Here is a 22466-nt window from a genome sequence, read left to right as displayed (position 1 = left end):
TGGGTAACCATGAGTCAGGATATGATGACGGGTGGTGCGTCTGTTGAAGAGACGCTGGACTTATGGGCGCGTTCGCTTTGATCAGCCAATGATCGGATCGCGCCGTTGTTTACGCAGAAACGTGTTGCGGCTTCTGCGAGCGCCTTCCTTGATGTTTTGATTGGCAATGAAGCACGCAAGACAGGTTGGATGCGGGCAGAATCCGCAGGAGATCCTGGTCCCTGGCGGCAGCAGGCGCTTCTGGGACGCGGGCACTGGGATGCCGATGCCCTTCGTGATGTCGTCAGGGATTATGTGATCGAACACCTGGGCACTGAAGATGGCGTAATGGTCATTGATGAGACCGGTTTTCTGAAGAAGGGTCAGGCGTCGTGCGGTGTGGGGCGGCAGTATACGGGATCTGCTGGCAAGATCACCAACTGCCAGATTGGGGTATTTGCCACCTATGTATCGGCGCGGGGCCATGCCTTTATTGATCGCGCCCTGTATCTCCCGAAAGACTGGACATCGAACCGTGAGCGCCTGAAGCAGGCCCACGTTCCCGATGACGTGGTGTTTGCAACCAAACTGGCCTTGGCCTCGATGATGATCGAGCGGAGTATTGAGGCTGGCGTGGGCGATGTGGAACGGACGCTTCGCCGGTCAGGAATAGGATATGTCCTTGGCGTCAAAGTTCGGGTCATGGGCGACAAGCCTGCTGATTGCCGGAGAAGCCAAAGACATTGCCCCAAATCTTCCAATGCAGGACTGGCATCGCCTGTCTGCGGGGCACGGCACAAAAGGTGAGCGACTGTATGACTGGGCATATCTTGCGCTTGCTGATCTGGATGCTGAAGAATTTGACTGCCCTATTGCCGGACCATTGACACGTGGCCTGTTGATCCGTCGGAACATCGCCGATGGAGACCTTGCCTATTTTACGACCTGGTGCCCGAAAGGGACAACCATGCGGGAACTCGTGAAGGTTGAAGGGAGGCGCTGGACGATTGAAGAATGTTTCGAGGCAGCCAAAAATGAAGTCGGTCTTGATCATAACGAAACCCGTTCCTGGCATGGTTGGCATCGGCATGTCTCTCTGGTCATGCTTGCTTATGACGGCATGGCAAGTGTGCGGTATCAGGCAAACTCAACGAAACCGAAAAAACACAGCACAGAACGCGATAATCGTCGTCCGCTGGTCCATACAGGAAATCAGGCGCCTCGTCGTAAAGCTTGCACAACGCAGATTATCCATCGGCCATATCCTCAGATGGTCCGTCTTTCGACGAACACATCAGGCCAACGCTGTGCGATCTCACTCACAATATAAAATGCAACTGTAGTGCTAGCTCTCAAGCCCGGAGAGCGCGGTCGGGCCTTTTTCGTCGCCGACCGGGAACAGACGACGTTCCGTTCATTCATTGCATCGCTGGCGGCCGTGCAGGGCCTGTCGGTCGATACACTGCACTCCATGCCCTATTGCTCGCCACAATCATTGGCCGCGTTATGGACGCTACCTGGAGGCTCTTGCGGCAGGAAGGCGATCCGCCAATCTCGCGTTCAATGATGCGGATGATCGGTCGGGAGTTTCGCATCGACGATAGCGCAGCACGGCGGGAACTCGGCGACGTCGGACAGATATCGCGTTCTGACGGCTTACACGGATATGAGCCTCGAGACGCTTCCTAAGTTGAAAGCCTATGAAATGGCTCTGCGCCTCAATCGTTCAAGAAAAATATATGGCCAAAATTCCATTTTTCCCTTAAATCAGGACTATGCGTCACGTTGGCTTTTTTATCTGCCCGAATCACCGGATTCTCGATCTCGCAGGCCCTTTGGGGACTTTCGAAGAAGCGAACATCCTCATTGAGGGGGACGCCTATCGCCTGACGGTGATCTCCGAATTTGGTGGCACCGTCGTCGGCAGTTCGGGTGTTCCTATCGATACGCAATCCAGCCTCGACACGGCTTTTGACACGGTTCTGTTCATCGGTGGAGACATCGGGCCTTTCCAAAACCCCGACACCATAGCTGCTGCAAAGGACCTTGCGGCACGAACCGTCCGCGTCGCGAGCGTTTGCACGGGCGCCTTCCTGCTGGCGGAAACCGGGCTGCTCGACGGCCGCTGCGCAACAACCCACTGGCGTCTCGCACCGGAACTGCAACAGCGTTATCCTCAGATCAGGGTCGAGGCCGACCGTATCTTCATCTCGGACCATAATGTGTGGACGTCCGCAGGGATTTCCGCGGGGATCGATCTGGCACTGGCCCTCATTGAGACCGACCATGGCATTGCAATCGCCCGCGACGTCGCCCGTGAGCTTGTCGTCCCCTACCGCCGCTCCGGCGGCCAGTCACAGTTTTCGGTCATGTCCCAGATGGAGCCGGAATCGGACCGTATCCGCATGGCGCTTGCCTTCGCGCGGGATCATCTGGTCGAGCCGCTTCCGATCGAGCGTCTGGCCGAAGCGGCCCGGTTAAGCGTCCGTCAGTTCGGTCGCGCTTTTCGCAGTCAGACGGGCGAAACACCAGCGAGAGCGGTCGAACGTCTGCGCGTGGAGGCGGCATGTGCCCGCCTGCAAAGCGGGTCGGAACCGATTGAGCAGATCGCAAAATCCGTGGGTTTTTCCGATCCGGAGCGGATGCGCCGCGCGTTCGTCAAACTCCACGGCCACCCGCCGCAGGCAATCCGGCGCGCCGGTCGCCAAGACAGCGCCCTCTGAGGGACGGCACCGTCACGATTTCAAAAAAACACGGCGTCCATCAGTGCCTCCACCGGACCATGAATGAACCCGTCGGCCTTTAGCATGACCAGACCGTGAAGTTGCCCCCATTTGACATGCGCCGACAGATACGACGCTGCCGGATCTGAGGCCCTAACGCGATCAAGAAGCGGCTGAAAACTCGCGGTCGCTGCGTGTTTGAGGGCGCTGTCGGATGCAGCCCCCGGAACCAGCCCCGATGCGAACATGAGGCGATAAAGCTCCACATTCTTCTCCCCAAACACAAGATACGCAACAGCCATCCGTTTTAGCGCAGTCACATCGTCTCCGTCCGACGCGGCTTCGAGAAGAACCTCGGTAAACCGCTCGAAGCCATCGGTCGCAACGGCCGCGAGGAGATCCTCGCGGTCTGTGAAATGTCGGTATGACGCTGACTGGGCTACACCGGCCCGCCGCGCCAGCGACGCCATGGAAAGACCCTGTGCCCCATGAGCGGCGATTTCTGCCCGCGCCGCGTCGAGCAACACTTTCCGCAGGTCGCCATGATGATAGGTCTTGCGAGGACCGGGGGGTTTTGCGTCCGCGTTTTGCTTCATGTGATGGCATATTACATTTAAGTTGACACAGGATCAATGAATAACGATGTGATTATCTATCACATAGGAAATTGTCATGGCCCTGATTTCGAAATCCCAAGCGCCCACGCCCTCAGGGGCACCCTATCTCGCCAATAATTTCAAACCGATCTCGGCTGAAACAACCGCTTTCGATTTGGAAGTCATTGGCCATATTCCCGAAGCCCTGAACGGCCGCCTGCTCCGTATCGGTCCCAACCCTGCCGGCCATCCAGATCCCGTGCATTATCACTGGTTTTCAGGTTCAGGCATGACGCATGGCTTGCGCCTGCGGGATGGCAAAGCAGAGTGGTATCGCAGCCGTTATGTCCGGGACGCATCTGTTGTCGCCGCTCTGGAATTGCCACCGCTCGGAGGGCCTGGAGCTGGTCTGCGCGATGGCAGCGTGAACACGAATTTTACCAGCGTTGCAGGAAAGCTATATGCCGTTGTCGAAGCGGGAAGCCTCCCTGTCGAACTGACTTACGAGTTGGAAAGCGTCGCACGCGCGGACTTCAACGGAACTCTTGAAGCCGGCTTCACCGGCCATCCAAAATCCGATCCCATAACTGACGAACAGCACGTTCTCGCCTATGAACCCGGACAGCCTGTCCGCTATATTTCGCTCGACGAGAACGGATGTGCCACAACAAAAGCTCGGATCGACCTGCCCCATATTCCACTGATCCACGATATGGCATTTACTGCGTCGTTCATCGTCGTGCCCGATCTGCCCGTAACGTTTCAGCCCGAACATTCGAAGGCGAAATTTCCCTGGCTTTGGGATGAGCGACGGGATGCGCGGATCGGGCTGCTGCCCCGCAACGGAGACGTCATGAACCTTCAATGGTTTGAAGCCCCACGCTGTTTTGTCTTCCATTTCGTGAATGCCTATGACGATGGCCACCTGACCATCATCGATCTCGCACGTCATCCCCGCATGTTCGAACGCGATCACAATGGCCCGAACGAAGGCGCGCCCACACTTGTCCGCTGGACGCTCGACCGGCGCACCGGACGCTTGAGCGAGACGCACCTTGACGATCACGGGACTGAGTTTCCACGGATCAATGACCGGTTCGGCGGTCAGTCCTATCGCTTCGGCTATACAGCCCACTGGGGCCGGGACGTTCGCTTCGGACCCGCCATGAAACATGACATGATCCGGGGAATTACGGAAATGCATGACTACGGCCCCGACCGCATGACTCTGGAGCCCATCTTCGTGCGCAAGCCAGAGGCTCTTGCCGAAGACGAGGGTTGGATCATGTCTTATGTTTACGATGCAACCCGAAATCTGAGCGACGTCGTTATTCTGGATGCTAAGGATTTTGCCGGGGAGGCTGTTGCAACAATACGCCTGCCAGTCCGGGTCCCATTTGGCTTTCACGGAAAGTGGATCGCCGATGACACTCTTTTGTCTCCCGGGTCTTGAGACGAACAGAAGATTTCAAAGCACACGCCGCCAAATACCGATACGCGCGAGGGACAGCGTTTCTGTCTTCGGGGCGTATCGGCACGACCGACTAAAGGATTGGCCGCATCAGCCCATCCTGAGAGCCCGGAAGCTCTTTATAAACCACGTCACGAATTTCTGGGGGCGCCTCCGCAGGGTTTCCGGCATGAAACGGTGGCTGCGGATCATACTGAACAAGAAGCTGCACTTCCTGCGCCGCCTGTGCCCCACGAAGCTCAGCCGCGATCGCCAGACCGAAATCAATACCGGCCGTCACCCCGCCACCGCTCATGAAGCGACCATCTTTCACAATGCGAGCCGGATCCGGGATGGCCCCATACTCCTTGAGGACATTCAGAAATGCCCAATGACAGGCACTCCGCCGTCCCTTCAGAACCCCTGAAGCCGCAAGGATAATCGAACCGGTACAGACGGAAGTCACATATCTCGCCGTCTCGGACAGACGCCTTACATGACCCAACATCTCGGGCTTCATCATGGCCGAAAGATTCAGGGCGCCAGGCACGCAAATCACATCGACTTTGTCGACATCGGAAAGTTTTTCCGTCGGGCCGAAGACAACGCCTTTTTCAAGCGTGACTAGGCCACCCTCAGGACTGGCAAAACGAACTTTTGTGTTGGGAATACGTGATAGGATTTCATTGGGGCCTGCAAAATCGAGAAGAGTCCCGTTCGGATAAATCGCAAACAGAAAATCGATAGGCTTTTCGCCTTTACCCGGCACAGCCGCCCGTGCGCTTTGGGGCAGAAGGCGTGTTGCGGCCGTTGCGGCAATCGTAGCACCCCCTACGAGCATCATGCGACGCCGCGCACTTCCTGACTCGCTCAACTCTTCCATGGTCGTTTCATCGAAAACTTCATACATATCCGATTCCTTTTTTCTCCTGTCCCATAGGACTCGTTGCTGGACGGTCATCAGACGTAGTGCCGCATGCGAGTTTCCTAAAGGACCTATTTCCCTCGTTTTACGTCACAACCCAAGCGACGATATGCTATGTCTTAAATAGAGGGAAATATGTCCTTTAAGTCATTTTCCATTTTGCTAGGGTCAATGGGATTGGTGATCGCGTCCGGGACGCCTGTCACATTTTTCTAATATGAGGATCTAATATGAGACTTTTGGGAAAAACTGCCCTCATCACGGGCGGTACGAGCGGTATCGGCCTTGCGACCGCGAAGCGTTTTATCTCTGAAGGCGCCCGCGTTGCCGTTACAGGCCGTGATGAAACCCGGTTCGCCTATGTGCATGCAGAACTGGGCGGCGAGGCGCTGGTTCTTGCGGCCGACGTGCGGTCTTTCGAAGACATGAAATCTGTTGCGGATAGGGTCGTGAAATCATTTGGCGGGCTCGACATTCTGTTTGTGAACGCGGGCTACGTCATTCCGACACCATTACAGTCTATTGATGAACGTCAGTATGACGATGTCATGGATGTCAGCGTCAAAGGCGCCGTGTTTACGATGCAGGCGGCGCTGCCTGCACTGCGGGAGGGGGCGTCCGTGATTCTGACGACTTCGTTTATCGATCAGACTGGTAAGCATGGTCTTTCGTTGGTTGCAGCGGCCAAAGCAGCGGTCCGTTCATTAGCGCGGAGCTGGTCCTACGAACTCCTTGACAGCAAAATCCGCGTCAACGCGGTCGCTCCTGGCGGTATCGAAACGCCTCTCCTGAACAAGATCGGCCTCTCTGAAGCCGAAGTGGAAAACTTCAAAACACAGTTCGCTGCAAGTGTCCCCTTGGGACGCATGGGCCAGGCCGAAGAAATTGCCGCCGCCGTTCTTTACCTCGCAAGCGACGAATCCCGATACGTCGTCGGCGCAGAACTGGTCGTCGATGGTGGTTGCTCGCAGCTTTGAAACATAGACCTGATTACCTCCACGGCTTTTCATTACCGGGACAACCGTCATGACATTTACAAAACCGCTCTCCTCTTTTTTGGGTGCCTCAATGGCGCTTGCCCTGCAATGTGTCCCTGCTCTGGCGGCTAATATTCAATCGCCGGATGCGGCTGCCGTGAAGGCTGTGACCGAGCAGTTTGCTGACGATCTCGCCAAAGGTGATCTGCAGGCAATTTCACGTCTCTACACCGACGATGCCAGACTGCTGCCCCCCAACGCAGACCCGATTTCCGGTCGCGCTGCAATCCTCGCTTATTTCGAGAAAACCTTGCGGCCGGATCTCGTCGGTGGCGCCAAATTCGATCACTACGAGATTTATGGTGGTGAAGACGCTGCAACCAGCCTCTCTCAAATCAGGATGCTTGATACCAAAGGTCAGGTTATTGAGCGCGGCAAGCAGACGATTGTCTTGCTCAAACAGGATGGAAAATGGAAGATCCATCGAGATATGTGGTCAGATAATTCTCCTACGAATACCACTAACTGACCATTATGGAAGATCGGCAATTCGATGTAAGAGGCGGTAAACTGACAGCCCGTTGCGGTCTGTCCGCTATCCGGACGCCAGATTGTTGGACTTAATGTCCAATATGAGGCGACAGCCGCCCGTCTCCTTTCCGCGCGCCCCCTAAATTAACTGACTGTCGCGCGTGGTGAGTCCTACTACGCCTACGGCTTCGCAGGTCTCACCACGCGGACATTTCTATCGGGTTTGGGAGTGAGGCGGACATTTCTGCTTTGCTAAACACCCGTACATTTCCGCGTTGTTGCAACAATGGGTGTTAGCGGGGGTGGATTCTAATCTGAAGTGCAACACGCGAGGTTCTATCGTGATTGCGCCTTCTGATGGAGCCGCTCAATGCCACGTGGATATGTCCATATCAGCCTCCCCGAACGACGCCTGATCGCAACCCTCAGACAGGCCCGGGTCAGCCTGCGCGAGATCGCCCGCAGGACGGGCCGCCACTACTCGACTATCTGGCGCGAGCTGTGCCTCAACGCCCACCGCAGAGACGAGATTGATCTGACTTGCTATTATCCCGTGACTGCGCAGGATCGCGCGGATCAGCGCCGTCGGCTGCAGGCGCGTCTGTCGCGCGATCCCGATCTGGCGCACGTCGTGCGTGACGGACTGAAGCGGCTCTGGTCGCCCGAGCAGATCAGCGGAAGACTGCGCCGGCATCACCGGCGTAGTCGTGGGCCACGCATTCCCATCGAGCGCAGCATCTCCTCGCGTCCTGAAAGTGTCGGCGCACGCGAGATCCCCGGGCACTGGGAAGCTGATCTGATGATCTTCAATGCCGAGATCAATCAGCAATGCAATCTGATGACCCTGGTGGAGCGCACGACGCGGTTCGTCCGGATCTCGCGCCATGAAAGCCGCATCTCGGCTGGAATTACGGGATCCCTGCTGCGCACCCTGGCGGCGCTGCCTCAAGCGCTCAGGCAATCCCTCACCTTCGATCGCGGTTCGGAATTCCTTCACTATAAGCCGCTGGGTACGCGTGGCGGCAGGGATGTGTGGTTCTGCGATCCCCGCCCGCCCTGGCAGAAAGGATCTGCCGAAAACATGAATGGTAGGCTGCGAAGGTTCCTGCCCTCCCGGACATATCTCGCATCCCTCACTCATAGAGACCTCGCCAGCATCGAATTCCTGATGAACACCACGCGACGGAAATGCTTTGGATACCTCACGCCAACCGAGACGATGGATCGGCTCATCGAAAGCTTCAGCCCTGGTGGCGCACTTCGGCTTGAACCTGCACCGGTGTGTAACACCCCTCCGACAAGTGTGGTTATCGGAAGTAGTGGAGGGGGAGGGGGCGGATTTCCGGAAAAATGCGGAAACTGAAGTTAAGGCCTATTTAGGGTAAGTCCTTGTGTGCGCGGGCGCCGAAAGATATCTATCAAAGATAGCTATCATCTGGAGCGTCCGCAATGTCCGATACGGCCAAGATTTTCATGACCGGGCGAAGCCAGGCCGTCCGCCTGCCCGCGGCCTATCGCTTCGACACGCCTGAGGTGACGATCCGCCGTGATCCGCGCACCGGCGACGTCATTCTCTCCCGACGGCCCGCAGGCTGGACCGATGTGGTTGCGCAAATCCGGCGCTCCGGCGGGGCCGAGCTGTTCCCGCAAGGGCGCGATCAGGGGCAGCAGGAGCGTGATCCGTTCGACGGCATCGTTTCGTGACAGAACTCATGTTCGATACGAACACGGTGAGCGACATCATTCGCGGGAACGAGACCGTGCTCGCGCATCTCGAGACCCTCGACGTCGGGCAATGCTTCATCTCTGCGATTACGGCAGGAGAGATCGCCTTTGGGCTGGCGAAGCGGCCGTCCGCAACACGTCTACATCGGCTGACCCGCTCCGTAATGGAGCGACTGACAGTGCTGGCCTGGGACGCTGACGTCGCTGAGCGATATGGCAAACTGCGCGCAGAACAGGAGAGGCGAGGTCATTCCCTCGCGCCTCTTGACCTGATGATCGCGGCCCATGCGCTCGCGCGTCATCTGCCGCTTGTGACCAGCGACCAGGCGTTTGGTCATGTCCATGGGCTTGCTCTGCGAAATTTCCGCCAGTCATGATCTCGCGCTGTCTTACAGAAACCGCGCTTGCAATGGGCAAGCTGGACCAGCGTCTGGATGGCCATCCTCTGCTCCCGGCATTCCTGTTCCGGGAGCGCCTGGAGGCTGCACGCAGATGCGCAGCCGTTGACGGGCATCTGATTGATCCGTGGCGGCTTGCGGCCGAACTGGAGGGATTGCGCCATAGACCCGTTGGCGAGGACGCTTACGAGCGCGGCACGGCTGTAGATGCGGCCCGAACCGCTTTCGACCAGTACCAATGGCTTACACGCCCTGACAGATCCCAGGAGGCGCAGATCGCCGAAGCGCTGACCTGGATCGCCGACGCCAGTACGGTAGACGGCCCACTCCTTGGGGCGGCAAAAGCCTTTCATCGCTGGATCGAGGACGGCCGAGGGCGATCGCCAATGCGCGGCGCACTCGTCCTGCACTGGCGCAAGGCGCAGTTTCTCCACTCACGACTTCCGCTCGTCGGCGCCCGCGCCTTCGCGCCGGATGCGCCGTAGAAACCGGATGAATGGCTCCCGGTGTTCCTGACCTGCGTGGCCGACGAAGTAGCCGGCATGAGCGGGCGGGTCAGCGCACTGGAGCGCCAATGGCGTCTGGCGAGGTCCCAATCGGGCGCACGGAGAAAGAACTCCCGGGCCGAACGAATCATCGATCTTCTTGCCGCCTGCCCGATGGCGTCGGCGACGCGGATCTCCAAAGTGATTGGTCTCTCCCTCAAGGCGACCCACATCTACCTTGAGCGTTTTCTGGCGGATGGCCTGATTGTGGAAGTCACGCACCGCGCGGCCAGGCGTCTCTTCGCCCTGAGGGGACTTGAACCGTTGCGCCAGGTGGTTCAACCGCCCCATCGTCAAAGCTGGGCCGCAGCCGGGGGCGCCCCAGAAAGACAGACGCTGGTGAAATTGTAGAAGCGGATGAGCTGTGTGATCCGGGTCCTGACGGCGTCACACTCAGGCTCCCGCCTATCGACTACGATGAACTCGACAGGGCCATAGCGCATGCCGAGGCTGCCATGAGGCGTGTGACGAACTGCCTTGCCGCTTAATAGTAAGCCTTTATCGGCTTTTTGCCCGCCTCGCGCGCACGCTTCGCCATGGCTCTTAATTGCCGACGTTAACCGCTTTCCAGCTTCAGGGTGATGCCGCCCGATGGGAAGACCTGCTGGAAGCGATCGAGCGAACGGCACCAGTCCGCTGCTTCGAGAGAAAGCCATTCTGTTATCTGGAGAGTCATGAAATGATGTTTTTTCAGGTCCCACGCTAAAATCGGCTCATGATGCGCTATCCGATTGCGAAGTATTCGAATAGGCGTCAGCGGGCCTGATAAATGCTTGCGCGTTAGCCCTTTCCCATCTCTGTGCCTGGCAATCTGGTATAATTCGGTTTGCCACAGGTCTTCATAGGGTTTGCCCACCATTGTGGTCCAGAAGCTTAATGTGAGAGCCGCCACTACACGTCCGGGCGTGGCCTCCTTGCCCAGGCGAGACAGTTCCGTGACGACAGCAGCTACCTGTTCTTCCTGATGGCGGCCAACAAGAAAATTGGGCGTTTCGTACCATCGGCTTCCCTTGCTATCCGACAGCACGGCATGCACGCGATTTCGTAATGCCACTTCGAGCATTTGGAGCGGTACATACAAAGCCTCAGACAAACGCGTGTTAAGAGCGTAGAGATCAATCGCTTTTTGACGATCGCCTCCAGCCCAACTCAGATAACGGCTGAACCGTTCCAATGAGAGCGCCTGCTCAAGTTCCTCGCCCACGTTCCTACACACCCCATCGCGACCAGAGACCTTGCCTCAGGACGTCGGTTGACCTACATATACCCGCGTAAGCCCCGGTACCGTCTCTGTCAGTGATGACATGCGGCCGGGGCAACCTTTTTACAGGCTAATCTTTTGCCTTGGATCTCCGCCGAAGCGGTGAGAGTTGTGCATCCTCCCGCGCTTGGCGGGCAGCGCGCCTCGCAGCTTTCTCACGTGCAAAATCTGGCTCCAGAGCGCGGACCTTCGCTATGAGTCCATCAAGATGATAGATATTGCTGTCGTAATCCCCCACAGCGGTGCGTCGGAACTCGCGGCGAATTAGACCAGCCTTTTGCAGCGTCGCTATATTGAGTTGGATGGCCTTGACGCTCGCTCCCATACGATTTGCAATATCTTGCTTGGTGGGAAGTGGAGGACGGCTGGGGTCGAACCAGTACTCCGAAAGCTGAATAATGATATTGAACTGCATAGGGCTCAGGTTAAGACGCCCCTGAGATCGAATAAGCATCGAGGGAATTCCAGCATAACCGTGGCCGATCACCGCCTTCCCCCAAATCTCTTCGGTAGAGGAAAGTTTTCTGGTTGGTTTAACGTTCGGAAATTCGACAACGGTATTGTCTGCCTCAATCATATCACTTCCCCCTTTGACCTGAACCTAGGGATGAGATTGGCGCGCGGCAAGGACGCTACTTGGCAGGGGTAGTGTAATCGATGGGTAGACCCACTTATGCTGCTTACGCTGCTAAATTTTCTGCGATACTTCCGTAGCGCTTCTTAAGTGGTCGTTTGAAGTAGGGAGGTGGGATGTTAAATGCCCTACGGGTAAAGGAAATATATTCTCCACCCTCAGACTTTTTTTTCCTCGAAATGCGGCCCCCTGCAGATAGCTTTCCAGCACAGCCTGATAGGCGGCGATTTTGTAGGACAACTTTTGTTAGCGGGTGGATTCTAACCTGAAGTGCAACATGCGAAGTTCTATCGTGGTTACGCCTTCTGATGGAGCCACTCTATGCCACGTGGATATGTCCATTTCAGCCTGCGCGAGATCGCCCGCAAGACGGACTGTCGCTACTCGACGATCTCACGAGAATTGTGCTGCAAGGAGATGTTGATGCTCGCGCACGCGGCGTCGAAATTTTCAGATCTCGTCTTAAACCTTTGGGTCATTTTGCCGTGCGGCTACCAAATACATCGCATCGACGCCCAAAACAAACATAATTCCAAATTGCGCTATGGCAATATTTCTGTAATCGAACCTGTATTTTGATAATATATCATGAATATCTAGGGTGAGCAGAAACAGAAAGCCAATGATCGCAACGTGAATAATGGTAATTACAAACGATTTCGTCCAGAGAGCCTCGTTTTCGTTGTTCATGGCTTGAACCTTTCTTTCTTCATTTTTGCTAAAACACAATGGTTGCCTCAGGTGGTCCTTTAGCCCGGGGAAGATGTCAGCCGATCCCTGGTCCCGAAGATCTTGTCGCCGCCTGAGATGGCGCACCGCCTTCTGGATCTGCGAGTTTATGGCTGGCTCGATCGAAGCGAGACGTTGCATGGGAGATCCCTGATTCAGCAGCGTGAGCGACACGCAGATCCTCAGCCAGTTCTGTCGCACGCGCGACGGCCCGACCGATCGCGTAGACCGCGTCCTGGGCAGAGCCGTTGCGGCCCGGCAACACCTGAAATTCGGTGACGCCTGCTTTTTGCGCCTGGTCGATGCGCTGCAAAACCGCGCCGCTCTGCCTATCGGATTCCAGCGCCGTCCTTTCTTCCCGTAGACCCCTGAGTTCCCGCGTGACAAGTCCGCCGCCCGCGCCTGTCTTCACCGCCGCCTGCAGGGCGTCGATCCGGTCGCTGATCTCCCCCAGCGCCGGCGCGCGCAGTTCAAGAACTTCTCGTCGCGCCTGATCCGGCGTCATTGTCCGGACTTCCGGAAACAGCGTCGCGATGGCGTGGGTCATGAGCCGTTCGTCATTATTCCCGGCCTTGAGACTTGCCCTGGTCCACAGGTCCTGGTCGAGACGACTGAGTTCGAATTCGTGACCCGCGTTGCGAGCGAGCTGCGCCATGTGCAGCAAGCTCACCTGGTGGTTTCCGTGTCGGAAGGGAAGAATTTCCTGCAATCCGGCGATATGCGTCGCAGCGGCGCGGGCGAACCGGTCTGCCGACAGATTGCGCAGACCGTCCATCGCCTCAAGCTGATGAAACCGTTCGGTTACGGCGAGCGGCACGCGATCGGGTGAGACGCCTGAGCGGCCGTCGACCGCAAGATCGCTCGCGCGGTATTTTCCGGCCCAGTCATAGACGTCCTGGAAGAGATGCCGATGAAGCTCTCTGTATTTCGCCGGGGTGTCCGTCACGAGCGGCATGGAGAGCGAGCGCTTGAGGTACATTGCGTATTCGAACACTGCGAGACGCGTCCTGTCCTGATAGCCGCGTGTGTTCGTCAGGATATCTGTGCCGGGATAGGTGTAGGGGTCCTGTGACGACATCAGCCTTCTCCTTCCGGCGACGCTGCCCCACGCGCCTGATCCTCTATGAGGCGCTCCAGAGTCTGATTAAATATTTCAAACGACACGCGCGCTTCTATCATGATGATCATCATTGATCGGAGTTCAGCCATCTGCATTTGGGCATTCTCGTCCTCTCTCAGTGCGGCGCTCACAGCGTCCTGAATCAGATGGCGGCAAAATGCTGCAGTCTCTGACGACATCGGCTCGAATACGCTCTGTGCGATTTCCTCGCGATAGCGCTCGACGCGTGGAAAACGGGTTGGTTCGGCCATAACGTCCTGAGTCCTTACGGTGGCGTCGAGCCGACGGGGACCAGCATCCGGTGTTGTCCGCATCGCCTGTGCTCCTTCCCGGCCGAGTCAGCCACGCCATGATGCGACGGAAAACCGTGCCCGATCATCTCTGCGCAAACGCCCTACTGAACACGCCCGGGGCCGCCGCTATGTTTCTCCGCTAGCCCGTAGAGCGTGCGATCAAGCGCAAGCGTTCCGGCCAGATGGCGCCCGATCATCGCGCGCAACATGCCGCCGGGAGACCGAACCTCGCCGGCGTCGGACCGCGCCGAAATCGCCGCGATCACGACCGCGTTGGGATAATCGCCGAACACCGACTGTCCCTGCGCCCAGGCGTGGCGGGAGATACCCAGCCCCTGACAGGCGAACAGCGCCGCCTGCACGATCTCGGCTTCTGACGGGCGGTCCGACGAACAGAACTCCCTGAGGGCGGGCGCGATATGCAGCACGAAGGACGGGTTCGCACGGAAGCCACGAAGCACGTCAGGGCGGCCTGTCGGGTCAGGTTGCTTCGACGGCGCATGGGAGACGACTGACGATCGACTACGCGACGCCTCATTGCCTGTTCCGGCGGAGCCGGATGCTGCTACAGTAGCTTTAGCTGAACTGGATAGGTTTGTATTAGTATAGTGGGGTCGCTCAGGTGACCCCACGGGGTCACTTTCCACAGATTTCTCCAGCGCTGGCTCATCATCAGACGGATGCGCCCGCCTGCTCAGGGCGATGCCCTGCTCCAGATCGAGGGCGATCCGCCTCAACTCCTGGCAGAGCGGATCAAGCCACGCCGGATCACGCTCCTGGCCCCGTCTTGCGATCAGAGCCGCTGCGCGGCGAGTTGCGTCACTGATGGTCTTCTCCGCAAGCCCGGCTTCCAGGGCGGGTTGGGCCAGCCCGTAAACGGTGCGAGCCAGAGACATGGCCTCCCTGTGCAGCCGTCTCCCTTCCTGCTGGCGCCACAAGGCGGTCTGGGCCGCGCGGCTGATCTCGTCGAACCGTCGGGCGAGCGGAGACAGATCAAACCCGTAGGCCTGCTGGCCACGCGGGCCATGTGCGCTTGATCGGCGATAACGATGCCCGTTGGCGCTGTCGCGGTGCAGGATCCATCCCGCCTCGGCCAGCTCCCGCAAAAGCGTCTTCACGCGGGTGCGACCGAGATCGAAGCGTTGCTGAATGTCGAGATTGGATGCGGTCGCCACGGGCAGAGCGTCGTCCTCGCCGCTCCAGTCGGCCGCGTCGGTAAAGGCGATCAGATAGCAGAGCAGTTCGAGTTGCTGGCATGTCAGGCCGAGCACCGGCCGACCCTGCCGTAGCCCGCGATGAAGATCTGCCGGACTGACGGGCCTGAGAGGCAAAGCCTCGACGTCAGAACGTGCGCGCACCATGGCGGCCGTTATTTTTCTTGCGCCCGATACCTGGGCGTAACCTGTTGGGACCATGTGTTTTTATGTCCGACGGAAGGTGAAAACCGTCCCGCGACGCGCCCAACCCACAAGGCAAACCTCTCCCGTGGCAAGAAAAGACTTGCAATTTCACGGGCGATGTCGGAAGAAAATGTCGCCAAACATGATTTCTTCTGATCGCCCGTAAGCGCTTCGTTACCTCGGTAATTCAGCGCCACAGTTTAGAGTTTTTTGCCTGTGGGCCTCGCGAAAGCGGGGCCTCAGTCATTTCTGGGGTCTGGTTAATCCACGGCGATCCTCCTTTCAGAAACGCAGGGTGCGACGCGGCATGCGCCGCACAGAGGCGGGTTGCGGGTTTTCGCTCCCCCGTCCTCCCCTGAGGCAGGGAGAGGCGACGGCGCGCGAACAGCCCGGCTGGCGGACACGACACCTGCATCCCGACAGACAGGGTGCAGGGTCATGATGCGACCAACCATAAGGGCTTAGTTGTTCGGGGGCGCCGCGACAACAAAAGAGGCGATTATCGACGCTAAAACAGCTACTTGACGCTGTTTTTCCGAGTCCAGGGACGCCATTTCCAGCGGCGCATGGCGAGTCGGCCGATTCCGGCCGCAAGCACGATCACCGGGACCCAGGGAATCGCCATCATGCAGAACAGAAGGACGTCGGCGCAGCTCTCGATAAAGGTGCTCCGGGCGTTACGCCACGCCTCTGCCAGGGGGCTTGTCGGACCTGCTTCAGGCACGAGCGAGTCATAGCTCACGGTCACCAGCTCGGTATCGATCCGGTGGTCCAGAACCCGTTGATTTGACTGGGCATCGTCGAGTTGGGTCTGAACGTCCGACAGCTCGTGCGCGATACGGATCAGGTCTTCCGTCCGCACATTATCCCGTCCGCCAAGGGCCTCCAGCCTGTCGCGATAGGCCGTCAGCTGGCGGATCCTGCGCCCCGTGTCCTCGACCTGCGGCGTCAGGTCTTCGGCGGTTGTGGACTGGGCCGTAACGGCCACATCCTGGGCTGTTTCACCCGACAGAGGGCGGGTTGCGTTTTCGATGAAGCGGCCCACGGCCTGATGGGGAAGGCGCGCCTCGATCCGGGCGGACGGTCGCCCGCCCGTGAAATCGTGACTAACACGCGCATTCAACAGCGTACAGTCGAGATCCACGTCTTGAAGACAGCTGTCCCGAAGGGCGTTGAAATGGCGCTCGACCAACCCGGCCGGAACGCGGAGCTGGAGATCGTGGTCGTAGGCGAGTTTCTGTTGTCGGGCGCGAGCGCTCGCCATGCCCACCCCAGACGCGGCGCCTGGAGACGCAAGCAGGTTTAGCGAGGCTTTAGCGACATGTGGCGTGTTGTCGCTGTGGCGCTTTTCCTTGCACCCGGCCAGAAGGAGGCAGCTTGCGACAACAAGCGTAGATGTGCGGAGTTTATGCGGCATGTTGCGATCCTACATGCCGAGCGCGCGGCGATAAATGTCGAGCAGCGTCTCCTGTTCCTCGATGGCAGACGGCTCCAGACGCCGAAGCTTCAGGATCTGTTTGATCGTCCGCACGTCGAACCCGGCAGATTTGGCCTCGGCGAAGATGTCCTTGATGTCGCCGGACAGAGCCTTGCGCTCTTCTTCAAGTCTTTCAACGCGCTCGATGATGGAGCGCAGGCGGTCGACGGCGATCCCGCCGATTTCGGGGCTGGTGTCGTCATGTTGGTCCACTGTGGCGAGCATAGCTCCGCTCCTTGCTGTGTCCCACCAGCCTGCTGTCTCAGGATGCGACCAAACAGAAAGAAAAATGGACCCGTGCGCGACATGATCGCCACAGCCATTCTCTGAAACGCACAAGATGATCACGGACGCGTGAAAATCCGGATGTTACGTAGAGAGAGACAGTTTACGTGCAGCAACAATCCGTCATTAATTGCAACGATAAACAAACGGAGAAGATGAAGAACATCCCGCCATTTATTTGGAAATAGAATTTCAGGAATTTGCCATGCATGGAGATTACTACCGAACGCTCGCCGCCCTTGGACCGCTATCAAAAGAAGATCTGCCATCCTGCGTACGGGAGGCCATTTTTTTTCTTGAGCACACCTTGCGTAGGTCCATCCCCGGTCAACCGTATAGTATTATGAGCCCTTCCAAGACGATCAGGATTATCTATCCACAGCAACACTGGGTATATCTTGTCGGCGTCATCCGACGTTACCGCCGCACAGCGAATCAAGGCGAACGAAAGCTGATTTCGCGATTTATGAAAACCATCAAGCCGCTTTTGCCCGAAGTCACCCCGGAGCCGACCGGCTGGGAACCGCCGCCGGCATCGGCGCCCCTCGTTTTTGTGGAAACAACTGCAACTGGTCGCATCATGGCTCTGTAACGCTGGTCCCAACATCATGTTGGGAGATTGCTGTGCCTCGTTTTTTTCCGACCGCCCTTGTCATTGGCTTTCTGACGCCTGGTATGGCGGTAGCGCAGCAATGCGCCGTTCCCTCTGGTGGCGTAGCGCCGCCAACGGACGTAAAAGTTATGGCTCTGGCCGACCACATAACTCCTCCACAGGCGCAAACTGCCCCTGATAGCGACGCTCTCAAGCGGTTGACCGGCTCAGGAGCAAGGATTGCCGCACAGGGCGCGTTTCATGGCTTTGAAACCGGCGTCGCCTATGCCCCCGATCGGGTTTTCGTCTTCTTCACTCCGAAGGACCACGCAGGCGTGCTCGGCGGGACGGCCATTCCCGCTCCATACGACACCTTGCGAGCCCTTTCCGGAAAGCGCGCGACCGAACTCGCCCCGTGGCATGGGATTCGTGGCATGTTTTTGCAAAATGGAGATCATTTCCAGGTCATCTACGCGACTCCCGACGGGCAGGCGGCGATCGCAGGCTCGCTGTGGGATGCGAGCGGCCATGACGTCACACGCGAGCAGATCCGCTCGATACCCGGCGCCGTGCCCACTGTCCGAATGGACGCCGGACAGATCACCCAGGCAGCGCTTACCGGGCTCCATGGCGGCGAGATCGGTTCGGCCAACGCGCCTGAAGTGGTCATGCTGATAGATCCCCAGTGCATGTATTCCATCAGGGCCGGTCACAGCCTCATGACCGCAGTTCAGGCCGGTCAATTGCGGCTCAAGATCGTGCCGCTTTCCCTTCTCGACTATGAGGACCACGGGGAGAGCACGATCAACGCGAAAGCCATGCTCTCCTTTCCCGAAAACGAGATGGCCAGCGCCTGGCTGAACGGACGGCTGAACGCCCGCGCCGATACGCCGGCGGACACTGCGACGAAGTTCCTGGCGGACAACGCTGCATTTGCTAAAGGCGTCGACCTGAAGGGCACGCCCACATTTCTGTGGATCCGTCGTGACGGATCGCTCGGCCGCTATGAGGGCAATCCTCGTGACATTGCAGCCTTTCTGGCCGAGGTCGGCCGATGAGCGGCGATGGAGAACGGGGTCGGCCTCCCAAAAAGGGCGCTATCAGGCAATGGGTCGGGTTGGTCTTCCAGGCCTTTGGAACGCCCGGGGAAGCCGTCGGGTGGAAGAAACTCGGCGCCAACTTCTCCGTAATCCGGTTTCTGTGGGCAACGTTGAAGCTCTCTGACGATCAGAAAGGAACAAGTCTGGTCGTTCGCGCTCAGCCACTGGCTGACCTGCGGACGGCATGGGCATACCGACATCTTCAGGAGAATGATTTTCTGGCCTTGATCCACCAGCGTCAGCGCCAGACCTTCCTTACCGCGTTGGGGGCTGGAGGATTGGCCAGCGTGCTCTTCCTGGTATGGGCGATCGAGATGGTGTTCTTCCGGTGGACGGGAAGCCGACTGCTCTCCTCGATCGGCTTTTTGCCGTTTCTGGGGCTTCTGGGCTTCGCGTCGCTATGGAACTGTTCCCTGAACTGGCAGCTCAGAACCCGGCAGCTCGCCTCATTCCGGGAGTTCCTGAACAGGGCGGATTCCCTTTTTCCCCGCCTGCCCTGAATCGTCTCCCCCCGACTGGGGGGGGGCGGACAATCCCGTTGTTTCACCAGGTTCCGGGCGGCGCGTTCTTATCCCCGCCCTGAGCGCCCGTTGCCCAGGTTGCGTGTTCATAATCCTCCCGCCCGGTGTCGTTCCGGACGTCTGATGGCTTCACGATCGTCCCTTGCCGGTTATACACCGGCGGCGCCCACACTGCCCGCGCGGAGCCATATGCGCCATTAGGCTCATAATACTGGTTGTGAAGTCTCGGCGGCTTCGGGCCGTGCGCCCGTGAGGCTGATTCCACATTGCCGCCGTCGCACGCTGCGAGCGCGAGAGTGAGGGCGATCGGAAGAAAAAAAGAAGGCCGCATTGTCATCTCCATTGTGATGGATCAGACGATGCGGCCTCATCTTGCGACCAGATACGATAAAAGAGTCAGGTCTCAGTGGTGTTCGTGCGCTTGCAGAGCTTCGCGTGACGCAAAGTGATGTCGAACAACCTCTCGTCGAGCATATCCGCCCGCGCCTTCTCCTCAGCGAACCTACGGTTCAGGTCATCATAAGCAGCACTAGCGAGAGCTAGTTTCTGATCTAAATCTGTCGATTTCTCACGCTCATGAGTAACCACGGCCCTTAACGATGCAAGTTCCGCTTCATATTCAGCAAAAACTTTACGTGCTGAGGCGACATCTTGATCGTGGGCCAACTTGACTTCGTAATAGGCATCTTGCCATGAACGCGAGCCGCCACTCATTCTTTTTTTGAATTCAGCCGTGTAGGCAGCATCATTCGCCGCGTTTCGGCCCATGGCATAGGCGAACAATGCCCCAAATCCACTGTCTGACATTGCTCCCTCCTTTGCCTCGCTTTTGCTAGGAATTTTTATTCATCGTCGTATCTAAGCCAATTCCTCCATTATTTCCATTCCTATTTCCTAGCTTCGGACCATAGGTGCCGCTCGGTGGCGATGAGTTTGCTCCATTGTTTACATTAGGCCGCAAGGACTCCTGCATTCTCTGCATGGCCCCCGCCATACCGACGGCGGCCACGTCCCGACTGAACGCGTCGACGTCGATCCGCTCTCCGCCGCCAAAGCCCAGCATCTGCGGGACGCGGTTTGGCACGATCGCAATGAGGCGAAAGGACACGCCCGCAAGGATCATGTGAAGCAGGACGAACATCCAGACGAGCAGGAGCATTCCGAGAAAATTGCTCACCAGCCAGCCGTGGGACAGGGCGAACCCTGCCGCCACGCCGAATGTCTCGTGGACCAGCCAGCTTGATGCGTCGAACACGAAATAGCCGAGAAACAGCCCGAACAGCATTAGGGTCGGGCGAAACAGAACCTCGAAGACGAGCGCGTAGCCCTGTCGCGCATTTCCGTGCAGCCCCTCGCCGCCAAGGGTCATATGAGCGAGCATCCAGAGCGGAGCTGCGACCATGGCCTCGCAGACCAGGACGAGCCAACCTGTGATCCCGGCGATCCACATCACGAACGGCACCATGGGAAGAACGAACGCGATCGTCAGTCCCGGCACCAGCATCGCCATACAGCCCAACATGACGGGCGTGGAGAAGAACTGCATCACCATGTGACCCAGACCCGCCGCAACGACGCCTTCGGGCTGGCCGGCCATCAGCGAGAGGATCCCGCTTCCGAGAGTCCCTGCGTTGGAGGACAGAACAGAAGCTGTGCCCATAGCGGTCACGGAAATGGTAATGAGCCAGTGCCCGAGGGACATGAGGTTGCCGAATGGGTCTGTCCAGTATCCGTCGGTTCCTGACGGCTCCATGAAACCGACCAGAGTCTGCAAGGCGTAATCGTTGAGATGAAGCGCCCGGAAGAGCTGGGTGACGATGCTCGATCCGTCGCCACCCGGCATGGCGCCGGAATACAGGTCGCCGTTGCCCCCCGGGGCGCTCATGCCGTCTGTCGTGGCGACCATCGCGTCGATGTTCGCCAAAAACGTATGGGCGGACTGGACGAGAGGCGCGATATCGGAATCAAGAGCTGAACCGAGCCCGCTGTAGCTGGGCGTCGTGACATTCGGCGTTGCGGTCATCAGGGATAGCGTCTGACCGTTCAGGCGAGCGAACTCCAGATAATAGGCGCCAGCTCCAGACCAGCCAATGTTGTCCAGGCGATTAGCGGTGTTGGTGGCGTCGCCATTCGTTCCCAATCCCCACTGCCCCAGCGTGGCCGAGCGGTCACCGACCGCTTTTTGCAATTGCGACCGCAACTGTGCGGCCTGCTGGGTAAGCCTCGCCGTGTAGTCATTGGTCGCGGTCGTCACGATCTGCAGCAACGGCGCCAGATCCTGTGTCTTCTTCGACATCCAGAAATTACGGGCGACCGTCTCCACTGGCCCGCGAATGTCTGAGACCAGGACGGAATCCAGAATGGTGCGCTGCATGGAGGCCGTGTCCACGGAGACGCCCGCCAGGTTGGTTTGACCGGCCATGGGCGTTTCCAGATTGATCGCGCCGCAGGTCGGGGCGCCGTCGCCCAGAATCATGTTGTAGGCGTAGTTAACAACTCCGAATGTCTGGCCCGCCAATGCCGGGATTGTGCGCCCGCTCGGCGCCGGGATCAGGTCAGGATTATTCGAGGCTGTGTTGATGATCGAGCGACAGAACTCGTCTTTCACGAGATTGAGCACGATGCCCTTGGTCCCCGGGACGATCGGCATCGCGATCGCCTTGCCGTCCGGACCGATGGCCTTCACGGCGTAGCTGTAAATGGTTCTCGCCATGCCTATGCTCCACAGGGAGCTTTGCACGACGACGGCCTGAGCGCCGTTGAATCCTGAGGCTGTCGGAAACATCATCAATGCGGCGAGGCCGATCTTGACGATGGACATCTGGGACTGGTTATCCCCCAGAAGCTGGGATTTCTCCGCGCCACGGAAATTGGTGTTAAACCAGAGATAAGTCACCCACATGGCGGCGATTGCGCCGGCGAAGGCCGACAGCCAGGCCAGCATGGTGCCGATCACCGTGCTTTCGGCGCCGATCGAGGTGTCGCCGCTCGAAAACACCGGGAACACCGATCGTATCACCGTAGCGGTCCAGTCATCGCCGGGATCGAGCAGATCCCATGTCACGGTGTGTGAATCAGAACCAGTGCCAGAGTCTGTCTGGGTTGTGCTCCCGGCGACCGAACCGGTGTCGGCCAGGGCGGATGGCGCGTTGACCAGCAACCCGAGAACGACAAGAAGGGACCAGAGATATCCACGCGCTTTCAT

25 protein-coding genes and 1 pseudogene are annotated in these 22466 nt (G+C 58.3%); 13 read left to right on the top strand and 13 right to left on the bottom strand.

Annotation, left to right across the window (positions count from 1 at the left end; all coding sequences use genetic code 11):
- Window positions 1–9: 9 nt before the first annotated feature.
- Window positions 10–1209 (top strand): annotated as a pseudogene (locus J2D73_RS10370) (IS701 family transposase).
- A 545-nt stretch (window positions 1210–1754) separates the two neighbouring features.
- Entirely contained in the window at window positions 1755–2702 is a 948-nt protein-coding gene (locus tag J2D73_RS10365) for a GlxA family transcriptional regulator (RefSeq protein ID WP_207881493.1), read from the top strand.
- 20 nt (window positions 2703–2722) lie between these two features.
- Here J2D73_RS10365 and J2D73_RS10360 read toward each other — a convergent pair whose 3' ends face one another.
- Window positions 2723–3298, bottom strand: coding sequence for a TetR/AcrR family transcriptional regulator (locus J2D73_RS10360; protein WP_207881492.1), 576 nt, complete (start codon window positions 3296–3298; stop codon window positions 2723–2725).
- A gap of 76 nt (window positions 3299–3374) precedes the next feature.
- On the opposite strand from J2D73_RS10360, the gene J2D73_RS10355 reads away from it, so the two are divergent.
- Window positions 3375–4751, top strand: a complete 1377-nt coding sequence (locus J2D73_RS10355; protein WP_207881491.1) for a carotenoid oxygenase family protein — start codon at window positions 3375–3377, stop codon at window positions 4749–4751.
- Between the two features lie 91 nt (window positions 4752–4842).
- Here J2D73_RS10355 and J2D73_RS10350 read toward each other — a convergent pair whose 3' ends face one another.
- Window positions 4843–5658, bottom strand: coding sequence for a DJ-1/PfpI family protein (locus J2D73_RS10350; RefSeq protein WP_207881490.1), 816 nt, complete (start codon window positions 5656–5658; stop codon window positions 4843–4845).
- A gap of 245 nt (window positions 5659–5903) precedes the next feature.
- On the opposite strand from J2D73_RS10350, the gene J2D73_RS10345 reads away from it, so the two are divergent.
- From J2D73_RS10345 to J2D73_RS20755, 7 genes are all read left to right on the top strand, one after another.
- Window positions 5904–6650: an SDR family oxidoreductase gene (locus J2D73_RS10345; protein WP_207881489.1), complete on the top strand. Its 747-nt coding sequence runs from the start codon at window positions 5904–5906 to the stop codon at window positions 6648–6650.
- Window positions 6651–6699: 49 nt separating this feature from the next.
- Entirely contained in the window at window positions 6700–7179 is a 480-nt protein-coding gene (locus J2D73_RS10340; RefSeq protein WP_207881488.1) for a YybH family protein, read from the top strand.
- 372 nt (window positions 7180–7551) lie between these two features.
- Complete coding sequence (locus tag J2D73_RS10335; protein ID WP_207881487.1) at window positions 7552–8544, top strand: IS30 family transposase; 993 nt, start codon at window positions 7552–7554, stop codon at window positions 8542–8544.
- 86 nt (window positions 8545–8630) lie between these two features.
- Complete coding sequence (locus J2D73_RS10330) at window positions 8631–8885, top strand: antitoxin (protein WP_207881486.1); 255 nt, start codon at window positions 8631–8633, stop codon at window positions 8883–8885.
- Window positions 8882–9283, top strand: a complete 402-nt coding sequence (locus J2D73_RS10325) for a type II toxin-antitoxin system VapC family toxin (RefSeq protein ID WP_341535069.1) — start codon at window positions 8882–8884, stop codon at window positions 9281–9283. Before J2D73_RS10330 ends, J2D73_RS10325 begins: the two co-directional genes overlap by 4 nt.
- Window positions 9280–9789 carry a hypothetical protein gene (locus tag J2D73_RS20760; RefSeq protein ID WP_243429848.1) on the top strand — a complete coding sequence of 170 codons (510 nt, stop codon included), beginning with the start codon at window positions 9280–9282 and terminating at the stop codon, window positions 9787–9789. The genes J2D73_RS10325 and J2D73_RS20760 overlap by 4 nt, the downstream gene beginning before the upstream one ends.
- Before the next feature lie 36 nt (window positions 9790–9825).
- Window positions 9826–10200 carry a winged helix-turn-helix domain-containing protein gene (locus J2D73_RS20755; protein ID WP_243429847.1) on the top strand — a complete coding sequence of 125 codons (375 nt, stop codon included), beginning with the start codon at window positions 9826–9828 and terminating at the stop codon, window positions 10198–10200.
- 205 nt (window positions 10201–10405) lie between these two features.
- Here the strand turns inward: J2D73_RS20755 and J2D73_RS10315 are convergent, their stop codons facing one another.
- From J2D73_RS10315 to J2D73_RS10280, 8 genes are all read right to left on the bottom strand, one after another.
- Window positions 10406–11053, bottom strand: a complete 648-nt coding sequence (locus tag J2D73_RS10315; protein WP_207881485.1) for an Abi family protein — start codon at window positions 11051–11053, stop codon at window positions 10406–10408.
- Between the two features lie 127 nt (window positions 11054–11180).
- Entirely contained in the window at window positions 11181–11687 is a 507-nt protein-coding gene (locus tag J2D73_RS10310; RefSeq protein ID WP_207881484.1) for a helix-turn-helix domain-containing protein, read from the bottom strand.
- Window positions 11688–12206: 519 nt separating this feature from the next.
- Window positions 12207–12434: a hypothetical protein gene (locus J2D73_RS10305; RefSeq protein ID WP_207881483.1), complete on the bottom strand. Its 228-nt coding sequence runs from the start codon at window positions 12432–12434 to the stop codon at window positions 12207–12209.
- Window positions 12435–12510: 76 nt separating this feature from the next.
- Complete coding sequence (locus J2D73_RS10300) at window positions 12511–13551, bottom strand: Fic/DOC family protein (RefSeq protein WP_243429846.1); 1041 nt, start codon at window positions 13549–13551, stop codon at window positions 12511–12513.
- Complete coding sequence (locus tag J2D73_RS10295) at window positions 13551–13907, bottom strand: hypothetical protein (protein ID WP_207881482.1); 357 nt, start codon at window positions 13905–13907, stop codon at window positions 13551–13553. Before J2D73_RS10295 ends, J2D73_RS10300 begins: the two co-directional genes overlap by 1 nt.
- Before the next feature lie 80 nt (window positions 13908–13987).
- Window positions 13988–15301 carry a plasmid replication protein RepC gene (repC, locus tag J2D73_RS10290; protein WP_207881481.1) on the bottom strand — a complete coding sequence of 438 codons (1314 nt, stop codon included), beginning with the start codon at window positions 15299–15301 and terminating at the stop codon, window positions 13988–13990.
- A gap of 502 nt (window positions 15302–15803) precedes the next feature.
- Window positions 15804–16703: a DUF4349 domain-containing protein gene (locus J2D73_RS10285; RefSeq protein WP_207881480.1), complete on the bottom strand. Its 900-nt coding sequence runs from the start codon at window positions 16701–16703 to the stop codon at window positions 15804–15806.
- A 9-nt stretch (window positions 16704–16712) separates the two neighbouring features.
- Window positions 16713–16988: a DUF2312 domain-containing protein gene (locus J2D73_RS10280; protein WP_207881479.1), complete on the bottom strand. Its 276-nt coding sequence runs from the start codon at window positions 16986–16988 to the stop codon at window positions 16713–16715.
- A 265-nt stretch (window positions 16989–17253) separates the two neighbouring features.
- On the opposite strand from J2D73_RS10280, the gene J2D73_RS10275 reads away from it, so the two are divergent.
- From J2D73_RS10275 to J2D73_RS10265, 3 genes are read left to right on the top strand one after another with little or no spacing between them, the layout of a single operon-like run.
- The gene (locus J2D73_RS10275) at window positions 17254–17640 is read left to right on the top strand and encodes a conjugal transfer protein TraA (protein ID WP_207881478.1); all 387 of its coding nucleotides are present in this window, start codon (window positions 17254–17256) and stop codon (window positions 17638–17640) included.
- Between the two features lie 32 nt (window positions 17641–17672).
- A complete protein-coding gene (locus J2D73_RS10270) occupies window positions 17673–18698 on the top strand; it encodes a thiol:disulfide interchange protein (RefSeq protein WP_207881477.1) in 1026 nt (341 codons plus the stop codon).
- Window positions 18695–19240: a hypothetical protein gene (locus J2D73_RS10265; RefSeq protein ID WP_207881476.1), complete on the top strand. Its 546-nt coding sequence runs from the start codon at window positions 18695–18697 to the stop codon at window positions 19238–19240. The genes J2D73_RS10270 and J2D73_RS10265 overlap by 4 nt, the downstream gene beginning before the upstream one ends.
- 43 nt (window positions 19241–19283) lie before the next feature.
- On the opposite strand, the gene J2D73_RS10260 is transcribed toward J2D73_RS10265, so the two are convergent.
- From J2D73_RS10260 to J2D73_RS10250, 3 genes are all read right to left on the bottom strand, one after another.
- On the bottom strand, window positions 19284–19592 hold the full coding sequence (locus J2D73_RS10260) for a hypothetical protein (RefSeq protein WP_207881475.1): 309 nt from the start codon (window positions 19590–19592) through the stop codon (window positions 19284–19286).
- A 65-nt stretch (window positions 19593–19657) separates the two neighbouring features.
- A complete protein-coding gene (locus J2D73_RS10255; protein WP_207881474.1) occupies window positions 19658–20068 on the bottom strand; it encodes a hypothetical protein in 411 nt (136 codons plus the stop codon).
- Window positions 20069–20093: 25 nt separating this feature from the next.
- Window positions 20094–22466 (bottom strand): DotA/TraY family protein, encoded by a 2373-nt coding sequence (locus J2D73_RS10250; RefSeq protein WP_207881473.1) that lies wholly within the window; start codon window positions 22464–22466, stop codon window positions 20094–20096.

Source organism: Acetobacter sacchari (assembly GCF_017377715.1).
GTDB classification, from domain to species: domain Bacteria; phylum Pseudomonadota; class Alphaproteobacteria; order Acetobacterales; family Acetobacteraceae; genus Acetobacter; species Acetobacter sacchari.
This window is presented reverse-complemented; position numbering and strand designations above follow the sequence as displayed.